This window comes from Thauera sp. (assembly GCF_047601425.1).
Classification (GTDB): domain Bacteria; phylum Pseudomonadota; class Gammaproteobacteria; order Burkholderiales; family Rhodocyclaceae; genus Thauera.
In genome coordinates this window covers 3,262,820-3,279,895 of the sequence record NZ_JASGJL010000001.1, presented here as the reverse complement: position 1 = coordinate 3,279,895, position 17,076 = coordinate 3,262,820, and the positions used below count along the sequence as shown (strand labels likewise).

At 66.0% G+C, this 17,076-nt stretch carries 17 protein-coding genes and 1 tRNA gene; 13 read left to right on the top strand and 5 right to left on the bottom strand.

Going from position 1 to position 17,076, the window contains the following annotated elements:
* Positions 1-24 precede the first annotated feature (24 nt).
* On the top strand, positions 25-1,158 hold the full coding sequence (locus QM748_RS15820) for a Fic family protein (protein WP_415247866.1): 1,134 nt from the start codon (positions 25-27) through the stop codon (positions 1,156-1,158).
* Between the two features lie 138 nt (positions 1,159-1,296).
* Positions 1,297-3,255: a selenocysteine-specific translation elongation factor gene (gene selB / locus QM748_RS15815; protein WP_415247865.1), complete on the top strand. Its 1,959-nt coding sequence runs from the start codon at positions 1,297-1,299 to the stop codon at positions 3,253-3,255.
* A 77-nt stretch (positions 3,256-3,332) separates the two neighbouring features.
* Here selB and QM748_RS15810 read toward each other — a convergent pair whose 3' ends face one another.
* From QM748_RS15810 to QM748_RS15795, 4 genes are all read right to left on the bottom strand, one after another.
* Positions 3,333-5,411: a TonB-dependent copper receptor gene (locus QM748_RS15810; protein ID WP_415247864.1), complete on the bottom strand. Its 2,079-nt coding sequence runs from the start codon at positions 5,409-5,411 to the stop codon at positions 3,333-3,335.
* A gap of 123 nt (positions 5,412-5,534) precedes the next feature.
* Positions 5,535-5,948 (bottom strand): DUF2946 family protein, encoded by a 414-nt coding sequence (locus QM748_RS15805; RefSeq protein ID WP_415247863.1) that lies wholly within the window; start codon positions 5,946-5,948, stop codon positions 5,535-5,537.
* A gap of 54 nt (positions 5,949-6,002) precedes the next feature.
* Positions 6,003-6,482, bottom strand: coding sequence for a copper chaperone PCu(A)C (locus QM748_RS15800; RefSeq protein WP_415247862.1), 480 nt, complete (start codon positions 6,480-6,482; stop codon positions 6,003-6,005).
* A 203-nt stretch (positions 6,483-6,685) separates the two neighbouring features.
* A complete protein-coding gene (locus tag QM748_RS15795) occupies positions 6,686-7,171 on the bottom strand; it encodes a DUF2946 domain-containing protein (RefSeq protein WP_415247861.1) in 486 nt (161 codons plus the stop codon).
* 58 nt (positions 7,172-7,229) lie between these two features.
* On the opposite strand from QM748_RS15795, the gene QM748_RS15790 reads away from it, so the two are divergent.
* The 4 genes from QM748_RS15790 to QM748_RS15775 all read left to right on the top strand — a co-directional run bounded on the left by QM748_RS15790 (position 7,230) and on the right by QM748_RS15775 (position 9,534).
* A tRNA-Sec gene (locus QM748_RS15790) sits at positions 7,230-7,326 on the top strand.
* Positions 7,327-7,345: 19 nt separating this feature from the next.
* Positions 7,346-7,828 (top strand): glycine cleavage system protein H, encoded by a 483-nt coding sequence (locus tag QM748_RS15785; RefSeq protein ID WP_415247860.1) that lies wholly within the window; start codon positions 7,346-7,348, stop codon positions 7,826-7,828.
* Positions 7,825-8,208: a DsrE family protein gene (locus QM748_RS15780; RefSeq protein ID WP_415247859.1), complete on the top strand. Its 384-nt coding sequence runs from the start codon at positions 7,825-7,827 to the stop codon at positions 8,206-8,208. The genes QM748_RS15785 and QM748_RS15780 overlap by 4 nt, the downstream gene beginning before the upstream one ends.
* Before the next feature lie 84 nt (positions 8,209-8,292).
* A complete protein-coding gene (locus tag QM748_RS15775; RefSeq protein WP_415247858.1) occupies positions 8,293-9,534 on the top strand; it encodes an ATP-binding protein in 1,242 nt (413 codons plus the stop codon).
* A gap of 14 nt (positions 9,535-9,548) precedes the next feature.
* Here the strand turns inward: QM748_RS15775 and QM748_RS15770 are convergent, their stop codons facing one another.
* Complete coding sequence (locus QM748_RS15770) at positions 9,549-10,442, bottom strand: LysR substrate-binding domain-containing protein (protein ID WP_415247857.1); 894 nt, start codon at positions 10,440-10,442, stop codon at positions 9,549-9,551.
* A 105-nt stretch (positions 10,443-10,547) separates the two neighbouring features.
* On the opposite strand from QM748_RS15770, the gene QM748_RS15765 reads away from it, so the two are divergent.
* The 7 genes from QM748_RS15765 (at position 10,548) to fdxA (ending at position 17,033) form a co-directional block, all read left to right on the top strand.
* On the top strand, positions 10,548-11,543 hold the full coding sequence (locus tag QM748_RS15765; RefSeq protein WP_415247856.1) for a YeiH family protein: 996 nt from the start codon (positions 10,548-10,550) through the stop codon (positions 11,541-11,543).
* A gap of 141 nt (positions 11,544-11,684) precedes the next feature.
* Complete coding sequence (locus QM748_RS15760) at positions 11,685-12,476, top strand: TSUP family transporter (RefSeq protein ID WP_415247855.1); 792 nt, start codon at positions 11,685-11,687, stop codon at positions 12,474-12,476.
* 223 nt (positions 12,477-12,699) lie between these two features.
* Positions 12,700-13,470 (top strand): GntR family transcriptional regulator, encoded by a 771-nt coding sequence (locus QM748_RS15755; RefSeq protein ID WP_415248083.1) that lies wholly within the window; start codon positions 12,700-12,702, stop codon positions 13,468-13,470.
* 235 nt (positions 13,471-13,705) lie between these two features.
* The gene (locus tag QM748_RS15750) at positions 13,706-15,436 is read left to right on the top strand and encodes a fumarate reductase/succinate dehydrogenase flavoprotein subunit (protein ID WP_415247854.1); all 1,731 of its coding nucleotides are present in this window, start codon (positions 13,706-13,708) and stop codon (positions 15,434-15,436) included.
* Positions 15,437-15,492: 56 nt separating this feature from the next.
* Positions 15,493-15,726 carry a ferredoxin family protein gene (locus tag QM748_RS15745; RefSeq protein ID WP_110526524.1) on the top strand — a complete coding sequence of 78 codons (234 nt, stop codon included), beginning with the start codon at positions 15,493-15,495 and terminating at the stop codon, positions 15,724-15,726.
* Positions 15,727-15,736: 10 nt separating this feature from the next.
* Entirely contained in the window at positions 15,737-16,684 is a 948-nt protein-coding gene (locus QM748_RS15740) for a HEAT repeat domain-containing protein (RefSeq protein ID WP_415247853.1), read from the top strand.
* 13 nt (positions 16,685-16,697) lie between these two features.
* Positions 16,698-17,033 carry a ferredoxin FdxA gene (fdxA, locus tag QM748_RS15735; protein WP_415247852.1) on the top strand — a complete coding sequence of 112 codons (336 nt, stop codon included), beginning with the start codon at positions 16,698-16,700 and terminating at the stop codon, positions 17,031-17,033.
* Positions 17,034-17,076: the final 43 nt, after the last annotated feature.

Sequence of the window (17,076 nt, the reverse complement as noted above, 5' to 3'; positions counted from 1 at the left end):
CCTGCTCACCTTCAAAGAAGCTGCATGAAAATCGAAACCTTCAAAGCCGGCCAATGGCAGCAACGCTACCAGTACAAGAGCTTCGAGCCGGTGCCGGTCAACCATGAGTGGCGATGGGAAGATCCGACCATCAATGCACTGCTGGAACAGGCCACGCGGGCACTGGGTGAGCTGAATGCCTTCTCGCTGATCGTGCCGGACATCGATCTGTTCATCGAAATGCACGTCGTCAAGGAGGCACAGACTTCCAGCAAGATCGAAGGCACCCAGACCGGCATCGACGAAGCGCTGATGTCGGAAGAACACATCCGCCCGGAGAAACGCGACGACTGGCGAGAGGTGCGCAACTACATCGAGGCCATCAATACTGCCGTTGCCGAGTTGAAAACCCTGCCGCTGTCCAACCGTCTGCTCAAACAGACACACGCGATTCTGATGCGTGGCGTACGCGGCGACCACAAGCAGCCCGGCGAATTCCGCAACAGCCAGAACTGGATCGGCGGTTCAAACCTGGCAGATGCGGCCTTCATCCCGCCGCATCACGAAAACGTGCCGACACTGATGGGGGATCTGGAAAAATTCTGGCATAACGAAGAGGTCGTGGTCCCTCACCTGATCCGTATCGCCATCAGCCACTACCAGTTCGAGACCGTTCACCCCTTTCTGGACGGCAATGGCCGCATCGGCCGGCTGCTGATCCCGCTGTATCTGGTCAGCCACGGCCTGCTGGCCAAGCCTTCGCTGTATCTGTCCGACTTCTTCGAGCGCAACCGGGCCAGCTACTACGATGCCCTGATGCGGGTGCGCACGAGTAATGACCTGTCCCACTGGCTGCGCTTCTTCCTGAACGGCGTGGCCCAGACCGCCAGCAAGGGGCGGGATGTCTTCCAGAGGATTCTGGCACTGCGCACGGAGGCGGAGCAGGCAGCGATGGACATGGGCAAGCGGGCCTCTCTGGCCCGCCAGGCCATCCACCTGCTGTACCGCAAACCTGTTCTGGACGCGGCAGAGCTGGAAAAGGCACTGGGCATTTCCACCCCGACGGCCAACAGCCTGATCAAATCTTTGATCGATAAAGAGATTCTGATTGAGATCACGGGTCAGCAGCGCGGCCGGGTCTATGCTTTCGACCGTTACCTTGAACTGTTCGTTAGTTAAAGATACTGTGCTTTCTTTAACTAAAAGAGCCGCAAAGTAAAGAGAGCTTGCATGAGCAGAGATCTCACGCGCCACCAGCGGTATCTCAGGCTGGCCTGAGCCCGGCCTTTCCTTCGCCCCGACACAGGAAACTTCCTCATGCTGATCGGCACCGCCGGCCACATCGACCACGGCAAGACCACGCTCGTCCGCGCCCTGACCGGGGTGGACACCGACCGCCTGCCGGAAGAGAAGCAGCGCGGCATCACCATCGAACTGGGCTATGCCTATGCACCGCTGGCGGGCGATGGCGAAGGGCGGACGCTGGCTTTCATCGACGTGCCGGGGCACGAGAAATTCGTCCCGACCATGCTGGCGGGCGCCAGCGGCATCGACTTCGCCCTGCTGGTAGTGGCGGCCGACGACGGCGTGATGCCGCAGACGCGCGAGCACCTCGCCATCGTCCATCTGCTCGGCATCGACCGCGGCGCGGTGGCGATCACCAAAAGCGATCGCGTGCCGCATGAACGCATCGAGGAAGTCCGTACCGAAGTGGCGGCGCTGCTGGCGCCGACCCGGCTGGCCGATGCGCCGGTGTTCGCGGTGTCGGCACAGAACGGGGAGGGCGTGGCGGCACTGCGCACCCATCTCGAAGCGGTAGCAACCGCCGAAGATGCACGCAGCGTGCAAGGCGGCCTGCGCCTGGTGGTGGATCGCCGCTTTGCCATCGCCGGCGCTGGCGCGGTGGTGACCGGCACCGTGCATGCCGGCCAGTTGCGCGTCGGCGATACCGTGCTGCTGGCCCGGCCGGGCGGTGAGGCGCGCGAACTGCGGGTGCGCGGGCTGCACGTCAACAACCGCAAGGCCGAGGCCGGCGGGCCGGGCAGCCGTTGCGCGGTCAACCTCGCCGGCATCGAATACCGCGACATCGAGCGCGGCGACTGGCTGCTGTCGCCGCATCCGATACGTAGCACCGACCGCCTCGACCTGCGCCTGCATCTGCTGCCGGAGCTGCGGCGCAAGCTGGGGCAATGGGCGGGCGTGACTCTGCACCATGCCGGCGGCCATGCGATGGCACGGCTGGTGCTGCTCGACGGCGCGCTGGAGGCGGGCGGCCTGAAGGGCGGGGACGACGGCCTGGTGCAGGCCGTGCTCGACCGCCCGCTGTTCGCCTGCTGCGGCGACCGCATCGTGATCCGCGACGCCGCCGGCCGCGAGACACTGGGCGGCGGCGTGGTGCTCGACCCCTTCCCGCCCGCGCGCCATCGCCGCCGGCCCGAACGCCTCGCCCTGCTGGCGGCGCTCGAACACCGTGACGTTGACGTTCGCCTGCGTGCGCTGATCGACGCCGCCGTACTCGGCGCCGACGCCGGGGAACTGGCCACCGCCCACAACCTGCACAGTGCCGACGCACCGTCCTGGCAGCAGCGCCTGCCCGAGGTGGACGTTGTCGCCACCAAGGGCGGCACCCGGCTGTTCTCGCCTGTGGCCTGGGAAGCACTCGCCGAACGCATCCTCGCCCGCCTGGCAGCGCACCATGAAGCCTTTGCCGACGAACCGGGCGTGGAACGCGAACGCCTGCGCCGGATGTGCGCCCCACAACTGCCGCCGGCGATCTTCCTGGCCCGCCTCGAAAGCCTGCTGGTCGACGATCGCCTGCGCCGCGCCGGCTCGGCCTGGCATCTGCCGACCCATACCGCCGAGCTTTCGCCCGCCGAGCGGGTTCGCGCCGACGAAATCCTGCGACGCCTGGCCGACGGCGCTTTCGATCCGCCCTGGGTGCGCGATCTCGCCGCGAGCTGCAACATGGAAGAGGTCGAAGTCCGCCGCCTGCTGCGCCGCGTGGCGATGCGCGGCGAAGTGTTCCAGATCGTCCGCGACCTGTTCTATCCGCGCGCGATCGTCGCCCAAATGATCGGCATCGTCCGCGAACTGGCCGCCGGCAACGACGGCCGCATCCGCGCCGCCGACTTCCGCGACCGCATCGGCGGCGGCCGCAAGCGCGCCATCCAGATCCTCGAATTCTTCGACCGCTTCGGCTTCACCCGCCGCGTCGGCGAAGGCAGCCAGCGCGCCCACATCCTGCGCGGCGAACCGCCTATCACCGAGGACGCGTAGCCCGACAGCGGCCGACAGGACTTGCAGCAGTGCCGCGGGTGGTGCGGCATTGCTGCAAACGAGACACCGCACGGATTTCAATCCAGCGCGACCTGCAGCTTCAGCCAGGCATTGCGGCCCGGCTCGTTGATGCGAGTGTCGGCCGGAAACACGAAGCCCGGCAGCGATGCCCCGGTGCGCGACAGGTGCTCGGCGTAGGTACGGTCGAACACGTTGTCGATGCCGGCGGTCAGCAGCACGCCCTTCTTCGGCCGCCAGCCGGCATTCAGCGACAACACGCCGAAGCCGGAGGATTTGCCGATGTCCTGGCCGTTCGAGACGATGTTGCCGGAGCCGATATCGACGCGGTTCTGTGCTGCGACCACGCGCAGCAGCGCACCGTAGGAGAAGCTGCCGTCGTCGTAGTCCAGCGACAGCCGGCCTTCCAGCGGGGGCTGCTGGGCCAGTGCCTTGCCGTCGGTGTCGTTGGCGCCCTGCGCCCAGGCCAGCGTGGCGGTCGTGCTCCAGTTGCGCGCGAAGCGCCAGGTCGCATCGGCTTCCAGGCCGTAGATGGTGGCATCGACGTTGCGCACGCGGGCAGGCGCCACCCACTTCAGCAGGATGTAGTCCTGCACCTTGCCGTAGTAGGCCGATACCGAACCGTTCCATGCGCCATGCTGCCAGTTCATGCCCACGTCGAGCTGGGTGGTCTTTTCCGGTTCGATGCTGAGGAAGGCGCTGTTCAACGTGTCCTCGTCGCGCAGCAGTCGCTCCCAGTAATCGGGGAAGCGTTCGGCATGGCCGAGGCCGACGTACCAGTTGCCCAGTTCGGACAGGCCCTCGTAGCGCAGGAAACCGCTGCTCAGGGTGTCGCGGTCGGTCTTGCCGCGGGTCTGGTTCATCGGCGCCATCATGCACATGCCGTTCATGGACATGCCATTGACGCAATGGCGGCTGTCCTTGGCCGCATGGCGATCCACGCGCAGACCACCCACCACGCGGCCGCCGTCGGCCATGGTGTAGGCCATCTCGCCGAACACACCGAACTGGCGGAAGCTCATGTCCTCCTCATACGGCTGATCGCGGAAGGCAGCCTTCGCGGCATCGCTGCTGGATGCGTTCATGACGTTGCGGCCACGATGCGTATCGCGCTTGGTGTCGGCACCCAGGGTGACGCTCCAGGCTTCGCCCGGCGCCAGGGTGATGCCGGCGCGTGCGCCCACGGTGATGCGATCCGGGTTCATCGCCGAGAAGCGGTTGGCCAGCGGCTGGTCGCGCAGGCTGTAGTTGTCCATCACGTGATCGACGTAGTTGTAGTAGGCCTGTGCCCAGACTTTCTGCACCAGCGGCGACAGTTCGCGCTTTTCGAACTTCAGCGCGACGTTGTCGCGCGCGAAGCGCGAACCATCCATGCCGCGGTCGGCATAAGCCGCCTTGCCGTCGCTGCGCGCCGCGGACAGCTCCAGCGCGGTGTGCTCGTCCGGCGTCCACGCCAGTGCGGCCTGGGTGTTCCAGCGCCGGTAGTGCGAATGGATGCGGGTGCCGTCGCCGTCCTCGTAGTCGTTGGAATCCACGTAGGTGGCGCCCGCGCGAACCTGGAACTGCGGCGTGCCGCCCTTCACGTCGATGACCTGGTCGTTGCGCCCGAAGCTGCCCACCGTCAGGCTGCCGTTCAGGCTCCAGCCGGTTTCCTTCAAAGGGCGCAAGTCACGCTCGAACAGTACCGCACCGGTCGAAAAACCCGCGCCGTAGAGCACCGTCTGCGGCCCTTTCAGCACGGTCACGCGGTCGTAGGACTCGGGATACACATAGGCCGTCGGCGGATCCATGCGGCCGCCGCAGCCGCCGTAGATTTCCTGGCCGTCGAGGAAGATCCCCAGGCGCGAGCCGGCCATGCCGCGGAAGACCGGATCGCCGTCGGTGGCGCCCTTGCGGATCACCGAGAAGCCCGGAATGCTCTTCAGGAAGTCAGCGCCATCATGCGCGGGAATGGGCTGGCGCGGCGCTTTCGGGTCGGTGACCACGGTAAGCGGCTCGGCACTGGTGGGCGCGGTGACCACCACGGCACCCAAGGCGTTTTCGGTGTCGGCGGCGGATACCGCCGGAGAGGCAAGCATGCCGGCCTGCATGGCGCACAACGCCAATGCCAGACGGCTGGGAGACGGCAGGGATTTCATTGTCGGATTCCTTGAAGCGGATTCGATCGACACGGACGAGCGCCGCCATGCGCAGCCGGCGTGGCGGTGTACGGTGCCGTCGGGAAAGGCAGGTGTGCCGGCGCCCGAAGGAGCCGGGTGCTTTCAGGCGAAAGCGATGAACGGCATCGAGGAATCCGGCGGGCCACGCGGCAAGGTCTTGCGCCAGGTTCGCGCAATAACGGCGGGCAGGTCTGCATGGACGGGTTGTGCATGCGCTTTCGGCAGCATCGGCGGCAGCCATGCCAGGCTGCCGGGGAGCGCCACATGGCCGCCCAGCGGAACGAACAGCGGGCAATAGCGAAGGTCGAGCGTATTGGCTGATCGGGCATCGCCGTCCGCATCGGCCGCCGGAGTGGCGATGCGCATCATGCCGGCGACCGAGCACACTTCCATCCAGCGCTCGACATCGGCCGCACGCACGCTGGCCTGCATCAGCGAGGGCGCGAGCGTGCCCACCAGAATCACCAGCACGGCGAAACGGGCGAACAGGCGGATACGGCGCAAGGAACGCGGCATCATGGACTGAAGGAAAAAACGGCGCTCAAATCAGCGGATCATGCGGACGTCGTCTTAGTGCTTGTGCTCCATGGCATGGCCGCGATCGTGCTGGGCTTCGCGCCCTGCGGCCAGCGGACGCACCGGTGCCTGCACCTCGATCTGTTCGCGCTTGCCGTCGCGGTCCTCGACCACCAGCGTGAGCGGCACCATCTCGCCCTCCTTCACCTGGGCATGCAGGCCGAGCAGCATCACGTGATAGCCGCCGGGCTTGAGTTCGACCGTCTTGCCGGCAGGCAGGTCGAGCGCAGGGATGGCGTTCATCTTCATCACGTCGCCTTCCATCTTCATTTGATGGATTTCCACCGCGCCGGCCACCGGGGATCGGGCCTCGACCAGGCGTGCATCCTTGGCGGCGGTCAGCCGCATGAAGGCGCCCGTGGCTTTCTGCTGCGCAACCGTGGCACGCACCCAGGGTTCGGCCACCTCCACCTGGGCCAATGCGGCGGACGACAGCAATGCGGCGAACAGCGATACGACGACTTTCCTTCTCATGCTTCCTCTCCTTGCGGGGGATTGCCCCCCATGCAGCGCCCTCGGGATCGAGGACGTACCAGTCGAGCGGAGCAGCGGGCATGCAGGTGCCCGCTGCTTACGAAAACGCGTGCTGCCGACGTGGCGACCAGCCAGCTCCCAAAGGACCGGAGAGATAGCTCGCCGTGTCCGGGAGAACAGCGGCGGCGTGCAGCACGAGGCGATCAGGAAAGTGCCGGGGGAGCGCGGGAAAGGAAGATGCCCCAGCGCTGGAGTGCCTTGTGCGCAACCGGCAGGAAGGCAGCTTGCCGACAGGTGGCGAGCGGTGCCGCCAGCAGAGGTGTTGCCGAAGGCGGCAGGGCAAAGCTGCCGGCATGGGAGCAGCAATAAGGACAATGCGCGACCTTCAGGATGCCCTGACTGTCACTGCCGGAACTGGCCGGATCGTCATTGTCCTGCACGGCCACCAGCTTCATGCCGGCCACGGTGCACAGCTCCATCCATTTCACCTGCCCGCCGCCAGCCGAAGCCACCGCCTGGGCAAGCGTGGGCATCAGCGCAGCCAGCACCACCGCGAAGGCGGCGATCCAGGCGATAAAGCGCGAAGGGCGGACAGTGGTCATGGCAGCAATGCTGTTCGGAGCGGATCGATTATAGCCACGCCCCAAGTTTCTCCAGCCCCCTGGGTATACGGCAATGACGGAGATCAAGCGCGAATTTCCGCTGGGTGAAGAATCCAGCCCAGCGGGCTACAATCCCCGCTCCGATGGAAGAGAGGCGTTCCCCGGTGGGGCGACTGGTCTTCAAAACCAGGTGGGGCCGTCAGCCGGTCCCAGGTGGGTTCGACTCCCATTCTCTTCCGCCATCCTTTCCGACGATCCGCCATGGCTGAACTCCGCGGCTGCAGCTTTCCGGAAGACCTCCGCTACGACCCGGCCAACCACCTGTGGTTTGCCGCCGAGGCGGACGATGTCTGGCGCGTCGGCGTGACACCTTTTGGCGTCGCCATCGCCGGCGAAATCCTGCTATTCACGCCCAAGCCGGCCGGACGCACGCTGGCCGCCGGGCGCGCCTTCGGCCTGCTCGAAGCGGGCAAGACCGTGTTCCCGGTGAAGACGCCGGTCGAGGCCATGCTGGTCGAAGGCAACGAGGCGCTGTCGTACTCCGCCGCGCAGATGAATACCAACGCCTATGCTGCCTGGCTGGCACGGCTGCGCATCGCGCCGGCAGATGCGGCCAGCCACCTGCTGCGCTGGGAAGAGGCCCGCGCCGGCATCGCCGCGCAGATGGACCTGTGGCGCTTCGATGACCTGCAAGGCTTCCAGGCGCCCTTGCTGGGCGAAGGCGCGAAAGGCCTGCGCGAATGAGCGAGCACCTCGCCATCCTCGTCTGGGCAGTTGATCCGGACAGCCCGCATCTGTGCGCCACGCCTTTCCATTTCGCCGCCGTCGCCGCCGCGATGGATGCAGAAGTCGAAATGTATTTCACCGCCCGCTCGGTCCGCCTGCTGGTGCCCGGTGTGGCCGAAACGCTGTATCCGGGCGGGCAGGGCAGCGGCATGCCGCCCTTGTCCCACTTCCTGCACGAAGCCGTCCGCTACGGCACCCGGCTGTATGCCTGCCCGACTGCGATGCAGGCCCATGGCGTGGTACCGGAAGCGCTGCGCACCGAAGTCCGCGGCCAGGCCGGCGCCGCTGCCTTCATCGGCCGCACACTCGATCCGGCATGGCGGGCGCTGACGTTCTGATGGCTGAAAATCATCCGTTCAATGGATGATTTTCAGCCGTTTGGCGGTTGATTTTCAGCCACTCAACGGCGTAGAGTGAGCGCCATGCTCGATCGCCACATCACGCCCCAGCTGCTCGAAGCCCTGGCCGATACGCCCGTCGTCCTGATCAACGGCGCGCGCCAGACCGGCAAGAGCACGCTCGCCCAGTCCTTGCGCGAATCCACGCCGCGCCGCTACCTGACGCTGGACGAGCACACCACGCTGTCTGCCGCACGCTCCGATCCGAGCGGCTTCATCACGGCAATCACCGGACCGGTCGCGATCGACGAAATCCAGCGCGCCCCCGAGCTCTTCCTCGCCATCAAGGCCGCGGTGGATCGCGACCGCCAGGCAGGGCGCTTCCTGCTCACCGGCTCGGCCAACGTCATGCTGCTGCCGGCGCTGGCCGACTCGCTGGCCGGGCGCATGGAGATCGTCCAGCTCACGCCGCTGTCCTGCGCGGAGCAGGCGGGTTTCCCACATTTCAATCGGGTCGACTGGCTTTTCGACGGCAAAATCGCCGAGCAGCCATTGCCGGCCTGTGACCGCGGGTTCTTCGTCGACGCGCTGCTCGCCGGCGGTTTTCCGGAAGCCGTGGCACGCAGCACGCCGCGCCGCCGCGAAGCCTGGTTCGACAGCTATCTGCAAGCCGTGCTGCAACGCGACGTGCGCGAACTTGCGCATCTGGAACAGCTCACCGAGATGCCCAATCTCGTCCAGCTGCTCGCCCACCGCAGCGCCAGCCTGCTCAATTTCGCCGAGCTCTCGCGCAGCAGCGGCCTGGCGCAAACCACGCTCAAACGCTACTTCGCCCTGCTCGAAACGCTTTTCCTCGTCCAGCGCATTCCCGCCTGGGAACGCAACCCGTCCAAGCGCCTGGTCAAGGCGCCCAAGATCTTCCTGCCCGATTCCGGCCTGCTCGCCCATCTTTGCGGCCACAACGCCGCCGCTCTCGACGCCGCCCAAGGTCTGCCGGGCGATCTGGTCGAAACTTTCGTTGCCGCCGAACTGCTCAAGCATCTCGCCTTCTCGGCGCGCGGCCTGTCGCTTTGGCACTACCGCACCCAGACCGGCGCCGAGGTCAACTTCCTGCTCGAAGACCGCCAGGGCCGTTTGACCGGCATCGAGGTCAAGGCGGCCACAAGCGTCGACCGGAAGGATTTCAAAGGCCTCAAGCACCTGCAGGAGACCGAGCCGGAACGCTTCCAGCGCGGCATCGTGCTCTACACCGGGCGGGAAACGATCCCTTTCGGCGAAAAGCTGTTCGCGGTGCCGATGTCGGTGTGGTGGGCGCAGCCGAATTGAGCGCCTGATTCCGCTCAATCCTCGGCCGACTCCGGTACTGCCAGCAAAGCCTCGAAAGCCAGCGCGGCAGGGCTGACCGGCCGGTGCGGCAGGCGCAGGCGGTAGAGCGCCCGTTCGATCGGGCCGCTGACGGGGACGTGGCGGCGGACGCGGCCGAGGGCAAGCGCATCGCGGGCGCAGATTCGCGGCACCACGCCGCAGCCGATGCCGGCTGCGACGGCCTGCACGATGGCTTCGTTGCTGCCCACCTCGATGATCTCCGCCGATTCGGCACCGATCCTGCGCAACAGCGCCTCAGTGGCATCGCGGCTGCCGGAGCCGCGCTCACGCACGATCCATGTCGTCTGCGGCCCCCAGGGTTCCGCCTCGTCGCCAGCCACCGGCAGCAAGGCCTCGCGCGGCGAGATCACGATCATCTCTTCGCTGCGCCATGGGCGTATCTCCAGCCGCGCATCGTCGATCCCACCTTCGACCAAGGCTACGTCAACCTCGCAATCGAGCAGGCGGGCAGCGATCTGGTGGGTGTTGGCAGCCACGACCTGCAGCGTGATGCCCGGATGGCGGTCGTGGAAGCGGCGCAGGAAGGGCGGCAGCCAGTAGGTCGCGATCGTGGTGCTCGCGCCGATGCGCAGGCGGCCACGCCCCAGGCCGTTGAACGCGCGCAGCGCTTCGTCCGCTTCGCGCTCCAGCGCGAACAGGCTGCGGCCATATTCGAGCAGGACCTGGCCGGCCTCGGTCGGCTCGAAGAAGCGGCCACGTCGTTCCAGCAGCACGGCATCGAGCTGGGATTCGAGTTCGCGCACCGATTTCGATGCCGCCGGCTGGCTGATGCCGAGCGTTTCGGCCGCGCGCGAAAAACTGTTCTCTTCGACGACCTGGACGAAGATCTTGAGCAGATGCAGGTTCATGCATAACCCGGAGGAATTCAAACTTAACTTTCATTGCCTACAAGAATTCTAGGCGCCGTTCTATCGTTATGCCCAGCAAAACTGAACATAGAACTGGAAGACATAATGACCTCCATCCTGCGCCTGGACACCCGCACCGGCCTGCTGACCAGCTTCGCGCTCGCTGCCGCTGCCGCAGGGCTGGCTGCGTTGCCGGCACTGGCCAGCCATGGGTTGGGATGGCTGCCGCTGGCGATCGTGCTCGGCATGGTGGTCGGCAACCTGTGGCCGAGCCTGGCGCAGTCCGGCAGCCACGGCCTGGCGCTTGCGCGCGGCACGCTCATGCGCGCCGGCATCGTGCTGTACGGCCTGAAGCTGAGCTTTGCCGACCTCTCTTCGGTGGGTTGGCAAGGACTGGCGCTGGCCTGTGTCATCGTCACCTCGACGCTGCTGCTGGCGCGCCTGCTGGGCCGCCGCCTGGGGCTGGAGCCCAGCCTGGCACTGCTGATCGGCGCCGGCAGCGCGATCTGCGGCGCGGCAGCGGTCGCCGCCGCCGACGGCGTGCTGGGCGCGCGGGCGCGGCAGGTGGCATCGGCGGTCGCCGCGGTGGTGATCTGCGGCACGCTGGCGATGTACCTGATGCCGCTGCTGATGCCGCTGACCGGCTTGTCCGGCGCCGACTTCGGGCTGTGGATCGGGCTCACCGTCCATGAGCTCGGCCACGTCGTCGCCGCGGCGGCGATGGTCGGCCCCGATGCGGCCAGCACCGCGCTGGTCGAGAAGATGCTGCGCGTGATGCTGCTGGCGCCCGCGGTGCTGTGGATCGCGCTGCAAGCCGGCCAACGACGGACCGGCAACGGCGCACGCATCGAAGTCCCGGCTTTCCTGTGGTTCTTCCTCGCCGTGCTGGTCCTCAACCTCACCGGCCTCGTGCCCGAAGCCCTGCGCCAGCCCGGCGCCCTGCTCGCCGATGCGCTGCTGGCAAGCGGCCTGGCCGCGCTCGGCATGCTCACCCGCATCGCCGACATCAGGGCGGCAGGCACGAAGGTCTGGGTGCTGGCCCTGCTGCTGTGGTCCTATCTGCTGGTGGCCGGCTTCGGGTTGGTGAAGTGGCTGGCATGATGGAGGCCGGCACGGAGGTGGAAAACAGCGAGCATCTCCGTCCTGTGTCACACTGAGGCCACAAGCGGCGCCAGCATCCGATCTCGCTGAGGCAGCCGCGAAGCGCCCCGCGCATCTGTCACTTTTCCCCTGGAGCCGGGCGTGGACGCACTGGCCACGACAGCAAGCCTTCTTCCTTCCCTCCCCGTATCCATTCTGCTGATGCTCGCCGTCGCCGCCGGCGGCATCGTGCGCGGACTCACCGGCTTCGGCGCTGCATTGCTGATGGCGCCACTGTTCAGCCTGGTGATGTCGCCGCGCGACACCTTGTGCCTGATCACGCTGCTGAGCGTGCTGCCGCTGAGTCCGCGCAACATGCGCCTGGCCTGGCAGGACATGGATGCCGGCGTCGTGCGCCCGCTGACCATCACCGCAATCTGCGGACTGGCGCCGGGCATGTGGCTGGCGACCCGGATTCCGGGCAAGGTGTTCGGCCCGATCATCGGTTTCGGCGTCATGGCCAGCGCGCTGGTGCTGATGTCCGGCATCCGCCTGCCGAACCTGCGCTCGGGCAGGGCATCTGCAGCAGTCGGCGGGCTGAGCGGAATGCTGACCGGCTTCAGCGGCGTCGGCGGACCGCCGGCGATCCTGTACCTGGCAAGCATCGAGGATGATCCTTACCGGGCGCGCGCCAACTTCGTCATCTTCTTTGCGCTGCTCTATCCGGTGTCCTGCGCACTCCTGCTGTTATCGGGATTGATGTCGAATTCGGTCCTGCTTTCCGGCCTGCTGCTGTTTCCGCTATTCCATGTCGGCGGATCATTCGGCGTGAAGCTGTACCAGAATATCGAAAAACGCCTGCTCCGCCATCTGGTTCTCGCCCTGCTTCTGCTCGCGGGCGCAATGGCGGCATTGCCTGCCATCCTCGATCCCGCTTCATTCCTTTCCCGCTGAGCGGCTTTTCCGCACTCATTTCCGCCATTCGCCCGAACGAATGTGGTGCATGTCGCACTGCGCCAGTGCGCGGCATTCGTGCAGTGCCGCACCCCAGTTCCAGAATAAAAATAAATATTCAATAAAAACAATGAATTATATTTTATTGTGCAACGCGGAAAACTGGCACTGCAATTGCTAGACATGACCTGTCATGACAGGTTGAGCAATTCAGGTGATCGATATGCCCCAAATCGGAAACATGCATGCCAGTCAGCAAGCCAGGGACGGTGTCACACCCATTTCTCCGGTTCCGCTCCATACCCAAATTCGGGAAACGCTAAGGCGATATATTCTCGATGGCCGGTGGGCGCCTCATTCGCAGATTCCATCCGAAAGCCAGATGATGAGCTCATTCGGCGTCAGCCGGATCACGATTCGGCAGGCATTGGGCGATCTGCAAAAGGAAGGCCTGATCTTCAAGATCATGGGCAAGGGCAGCTTTGTCGCGAAACCCAAGGCTTTCCAAAGCCTTTCCCGGCTTCAGGGGTTCGGCGAGGCCATGGCGCCAGCGGGTTACGAAACCTGTTCCCGGCTGTTGAGCGCACGTGAAATCGAGGCCAGCGCCGTCGTTGCCCAGCGCTTTTCGCTCAATCTCGGCAGCACGGTTTTCGAAATACAGCGCCTGCGCTACCTGAACAGGGAACCCATTTCGGTCGATGTCAGCTATTTCCCGCTGGATATCGGCCAGCGCCTGATCCAGGAAGACCTGGCCACGCGCGACATATTCGTGATCCTCGAAAACGATTACGGCCTGAATCTCACCCATGCCGACCTGCAGATCGAGGCGATCTGCGCCGACGAGTTTCTCGCCCGCCGGCTCGGCATCGCGGAAGGCGCGCCATTGCTGAGGATGGAGCGCATGACCCACGCCGGCGAGACGCCCGTCGATTTCGAATACCTCTATTACCGCGGCGATGCCTTCCAGTATCGCCTGCGCATCGACCGCAGCTGAAACCGGCTCGTTCCGCCGTCCGACTTATTCACGGGCATGGAATGGATAGCAATTCATATTGGTTCGTGACCGAATCGGAGCGGCATAAGGTTCTGCCCCCAGGCGCAGGACAGCCGCGATGAACATGGCTGGCAGCGATGCCGGCCGGAACGTGGGAGCCGATGCCGCACAGCCTGCGCTGCGCCAGTCACCGGCGCCCTCACCGCAAGACGTACTTCCGACTCAAGGAGCAGCAATGAAACGCATCGACATGGAATTCGACCTGGTGGTGATCGGCGGCGGCACCGGCGGCCCGATGGCAGCGGTCAAGGCCAAGGAAAAGAACCCCAAGCTGAAGGTGCTGGTGATCGACAAGGCCCACGTCAAGCGCAGCGGCGCGATCTCGATGGGCATGGACGGCCTCAACAACGCCGTCATCCCCGGCCACGCCACGCCCGAGCAGTACGTCAAGGAAATCACCATCGCCAACGACGGCATCGTCGACCAGGAAGCGGTGATGGCCTATGCGGCCAACAGCTTCGACATGATCCAGGAGCTGGACCGCTGGGGCGTCAAGTTCGAGAAGGACGAGACCGGCGACTACGCGGTGCGCAAGGTGCATCACCTCGGCAGCTATGTGCTGCCGATGCCGGAAGGCCACCACATGAAGAAGATCCTCTACCGCCAGATGAAGCGCGCACGGGTGGAGATCACCAACCGCGTCGTCGTCACCCGCCTGCTGACCGGGACCAACGGCGAAGTGACCGGCGTGATGGGCTTCGACTGTCGCACCGCGGATTTCTACGTGATCCGCTGCAAGGCCGCGATCATCACCACCGGCGCCGCCGGCCGCATCGGCCTGCCTGCATCCGGCTACCTGATGGGCACCTACGAGAACCCGACCAACTCCGGCGACGGCCACGCCATGGCCTATCACGCCGGTGCGGCACTGGCCAACCTCGAGTGCTTCCAGATCAACCCATTGATCAAGGACTACAACGGCCCCGCCTGTGCCTACGTCACCGGCCCCTTCGGCGGTTATACCGCCAATGGCAAGGGCGAGCGCTTCATCGAGTGCGACTACTGGAGCGGCCAGATGATGCTGGAGTTCTACCGCGAGCTGCAGAGCGGCAACGGCCCGGTGTTCCTCAAGCTCGACCACCTCGCCGAAGAGACCATCAGCGAGATCGAGCACATCCTGCACACCAACGAGCGCCCCAGCCGCGGCCGCTTCCACGACAAGCGCGGCAACGACTACCGCAAGCAGATGATCGAGATGCACATCTCCGAGATCGGCTTCTGCAGCGGCCACAGCGCCTCGGGCATCTGGACCAACGCGCGCGGCGAAACTTCGGTGCCCGGCCTGTACGCCGCCGGCGACTGCGCCAGCGTGCCGCACAACTACATGCTCGGCGCCTTCGTTTATGGCCGTATCTGCGGCTACAACGCCGCCGAGTACTGCAGCACGGCCGCCGGCGCGGAAATCGACGAGGCCGCGGTGGCTGCCGAACAGGCCCGCATCTCGGCGCCGCTGCAGCGCAGCGAAGGGCTGACGCCGTTCCAGATCGAGTACAAGACCCGCCGCCTGGTGAACGACTACCTGCAGCCGCCGAAGATCACGCGCAAGTACGAGATCGGCCTGCGCCGCTTCGACGAGGTACGCGAGGACGCCCGAACCATGGTGGCGACCAACCCGCACGAACTGATGCGGGCGATGGAAGCGATGTCGATCATCGACTGCGCCGAGATGGCCGCACGTGCATCGATGTTCCGTGCCGAGAGCCGCTGGGGCCTGTACCACTACTGCGTCGATCACCCCGAGCGCAACGACGCCGACTGGTTCTGCCACACCCTGCTGAGCAAGGGAGCCGACGGCAGCATGAGCATGGCCAAGAAGGCCGTCGAGCCCTACGTCGTGCAGATCGACGACGACGAGCGCGACGCCTACCAGCGCCTGCGCGTCGAGCGCAAGGCCGAGGCCGCCTGATTCCGGCCAGCCACCCGCCGCCCGCCCAGATACCCCAACGAACAGAGGATTCCGCCATGAGCATCGCCACCACCCTGACCCAGGTGCCGGTCAAAGTCCATGAAGACAAATGCATCGCCGAGAAAGGCTGCACCGTATGTGTGGACGTCTGTCCGCTCGACGTGCTGGCCATCGACCTGGTGAAGAAGAAGGCCTTCATGCAGTTCGACGAATGCTGGTACTGCCTGCCCTGCGAGACCGACTGCCCCACCGGCGCGGTCGAGGTCAGCATCCCCTATCTGCTGCGCTGAGGAGAACACGATGACGATCAGCCTGAATTCCATGGCCGAACGCCTCGCCAGCGACGACGCCGAAGTCCGCCGCCTGGCGGTGATCGACCTGCCGTACAGTGACGAGGACGACATCGTGCCGCTGCTGCTGCCGCGCCTGACCGACGAGGTCGCCGACGTCCGCGCCGAGGCAGTGCGCGCGCTCGAAGGCTTCGAGGAGCCGGAAGTGGTGGCGGCGCTGGCGACCCGCCTGCTCGACGACGACGAGGGCGTGCGCGACGCCGCCGGCGAAGTGCTCGCCGAACTGAAGGAAAGCGACTCGGCCGAGCACCTGCTGCCCTACCTGCGCGGCCATGCCGCAGCCGTGCGCATGCTGGCCTTCCGCGCGGTGCGGGCCTTGCGCGTCGCCGGCGCCTTCGAGCCCGCAATCGACGCCCTGCGCGACCCCGACCCCGGCGTGCGCCGCGAGGCGGTGGGCGTGCTCGGCTACCTGCGCCGCGCCGAGGCGGTGGGCGAGCTGGCCGAAGTCGCCGCCCACGACCCGGACGCCGAAGTGCGCCGCATCGCCGTCGGCGCGCTCGGCTACACCTCCGAGATCAGCGTGCTGCCGGCGCTGACCCGGGCGCTCAACGACGGCGCCTGGATGGTGCGCGACGAAGCGGCCCAGACCATCGGCAAGCTCCGCCTCGGCCCGGCGATCCCGGACCTGGTCAAGGCCATGAACGACGAGTACTGGCAGGTGCGGGTCAAGGCCGCGCGCAGCCTCGGCGTGCTGAAAGCCGCGGCCGGCCTGCCGGCGCTGGTGGAAGCGCTCTCGCACACGATCAGCAACCTGCGCAAGGAAGCCGCCATCGCCCTCGGCGAGATCGCCGACCCGCGCGCGATTCCCGCGCTGGAAAAGGCGCTCGAAGACCCCGATCCAGACGTCCGCAAGCTGTCCCGGCTGGCGCTGACGGCAATCGAGCTGGCACGCCAGTAACAGGAGAACGGACATGACATTCGTCGTCACCGAAGCCTGCGTGCGCTGCAAATACACCGACTGCGTGGCGGTATGCCCGGTCGATTGCTTCCACGAAGGGCCGAACTTCCTCGTCATCGACCCCGACGGCTGCATCGACTGCGGCGTGTGCGTACCCGAGTGCCCGATCGGCGCCATCTTCGACGAAGCGGAGCTGCCGCCGGACCAGCTCGAATTCGTCGAGATCAATGCCCGGCTCGCAGCCGAATGGCCGCTGATCACCGAAGCGCGCGAACCGCTGCCCGAGGCCGAAACCTGGGCCGAAGTAAAGGACAAGCGCCAATACCTCGAAGAAGGCGCGGCGGCCTGAACACCGCCTTTCCACCTGCCCCTCCCCCCTGGATTCACCGGAA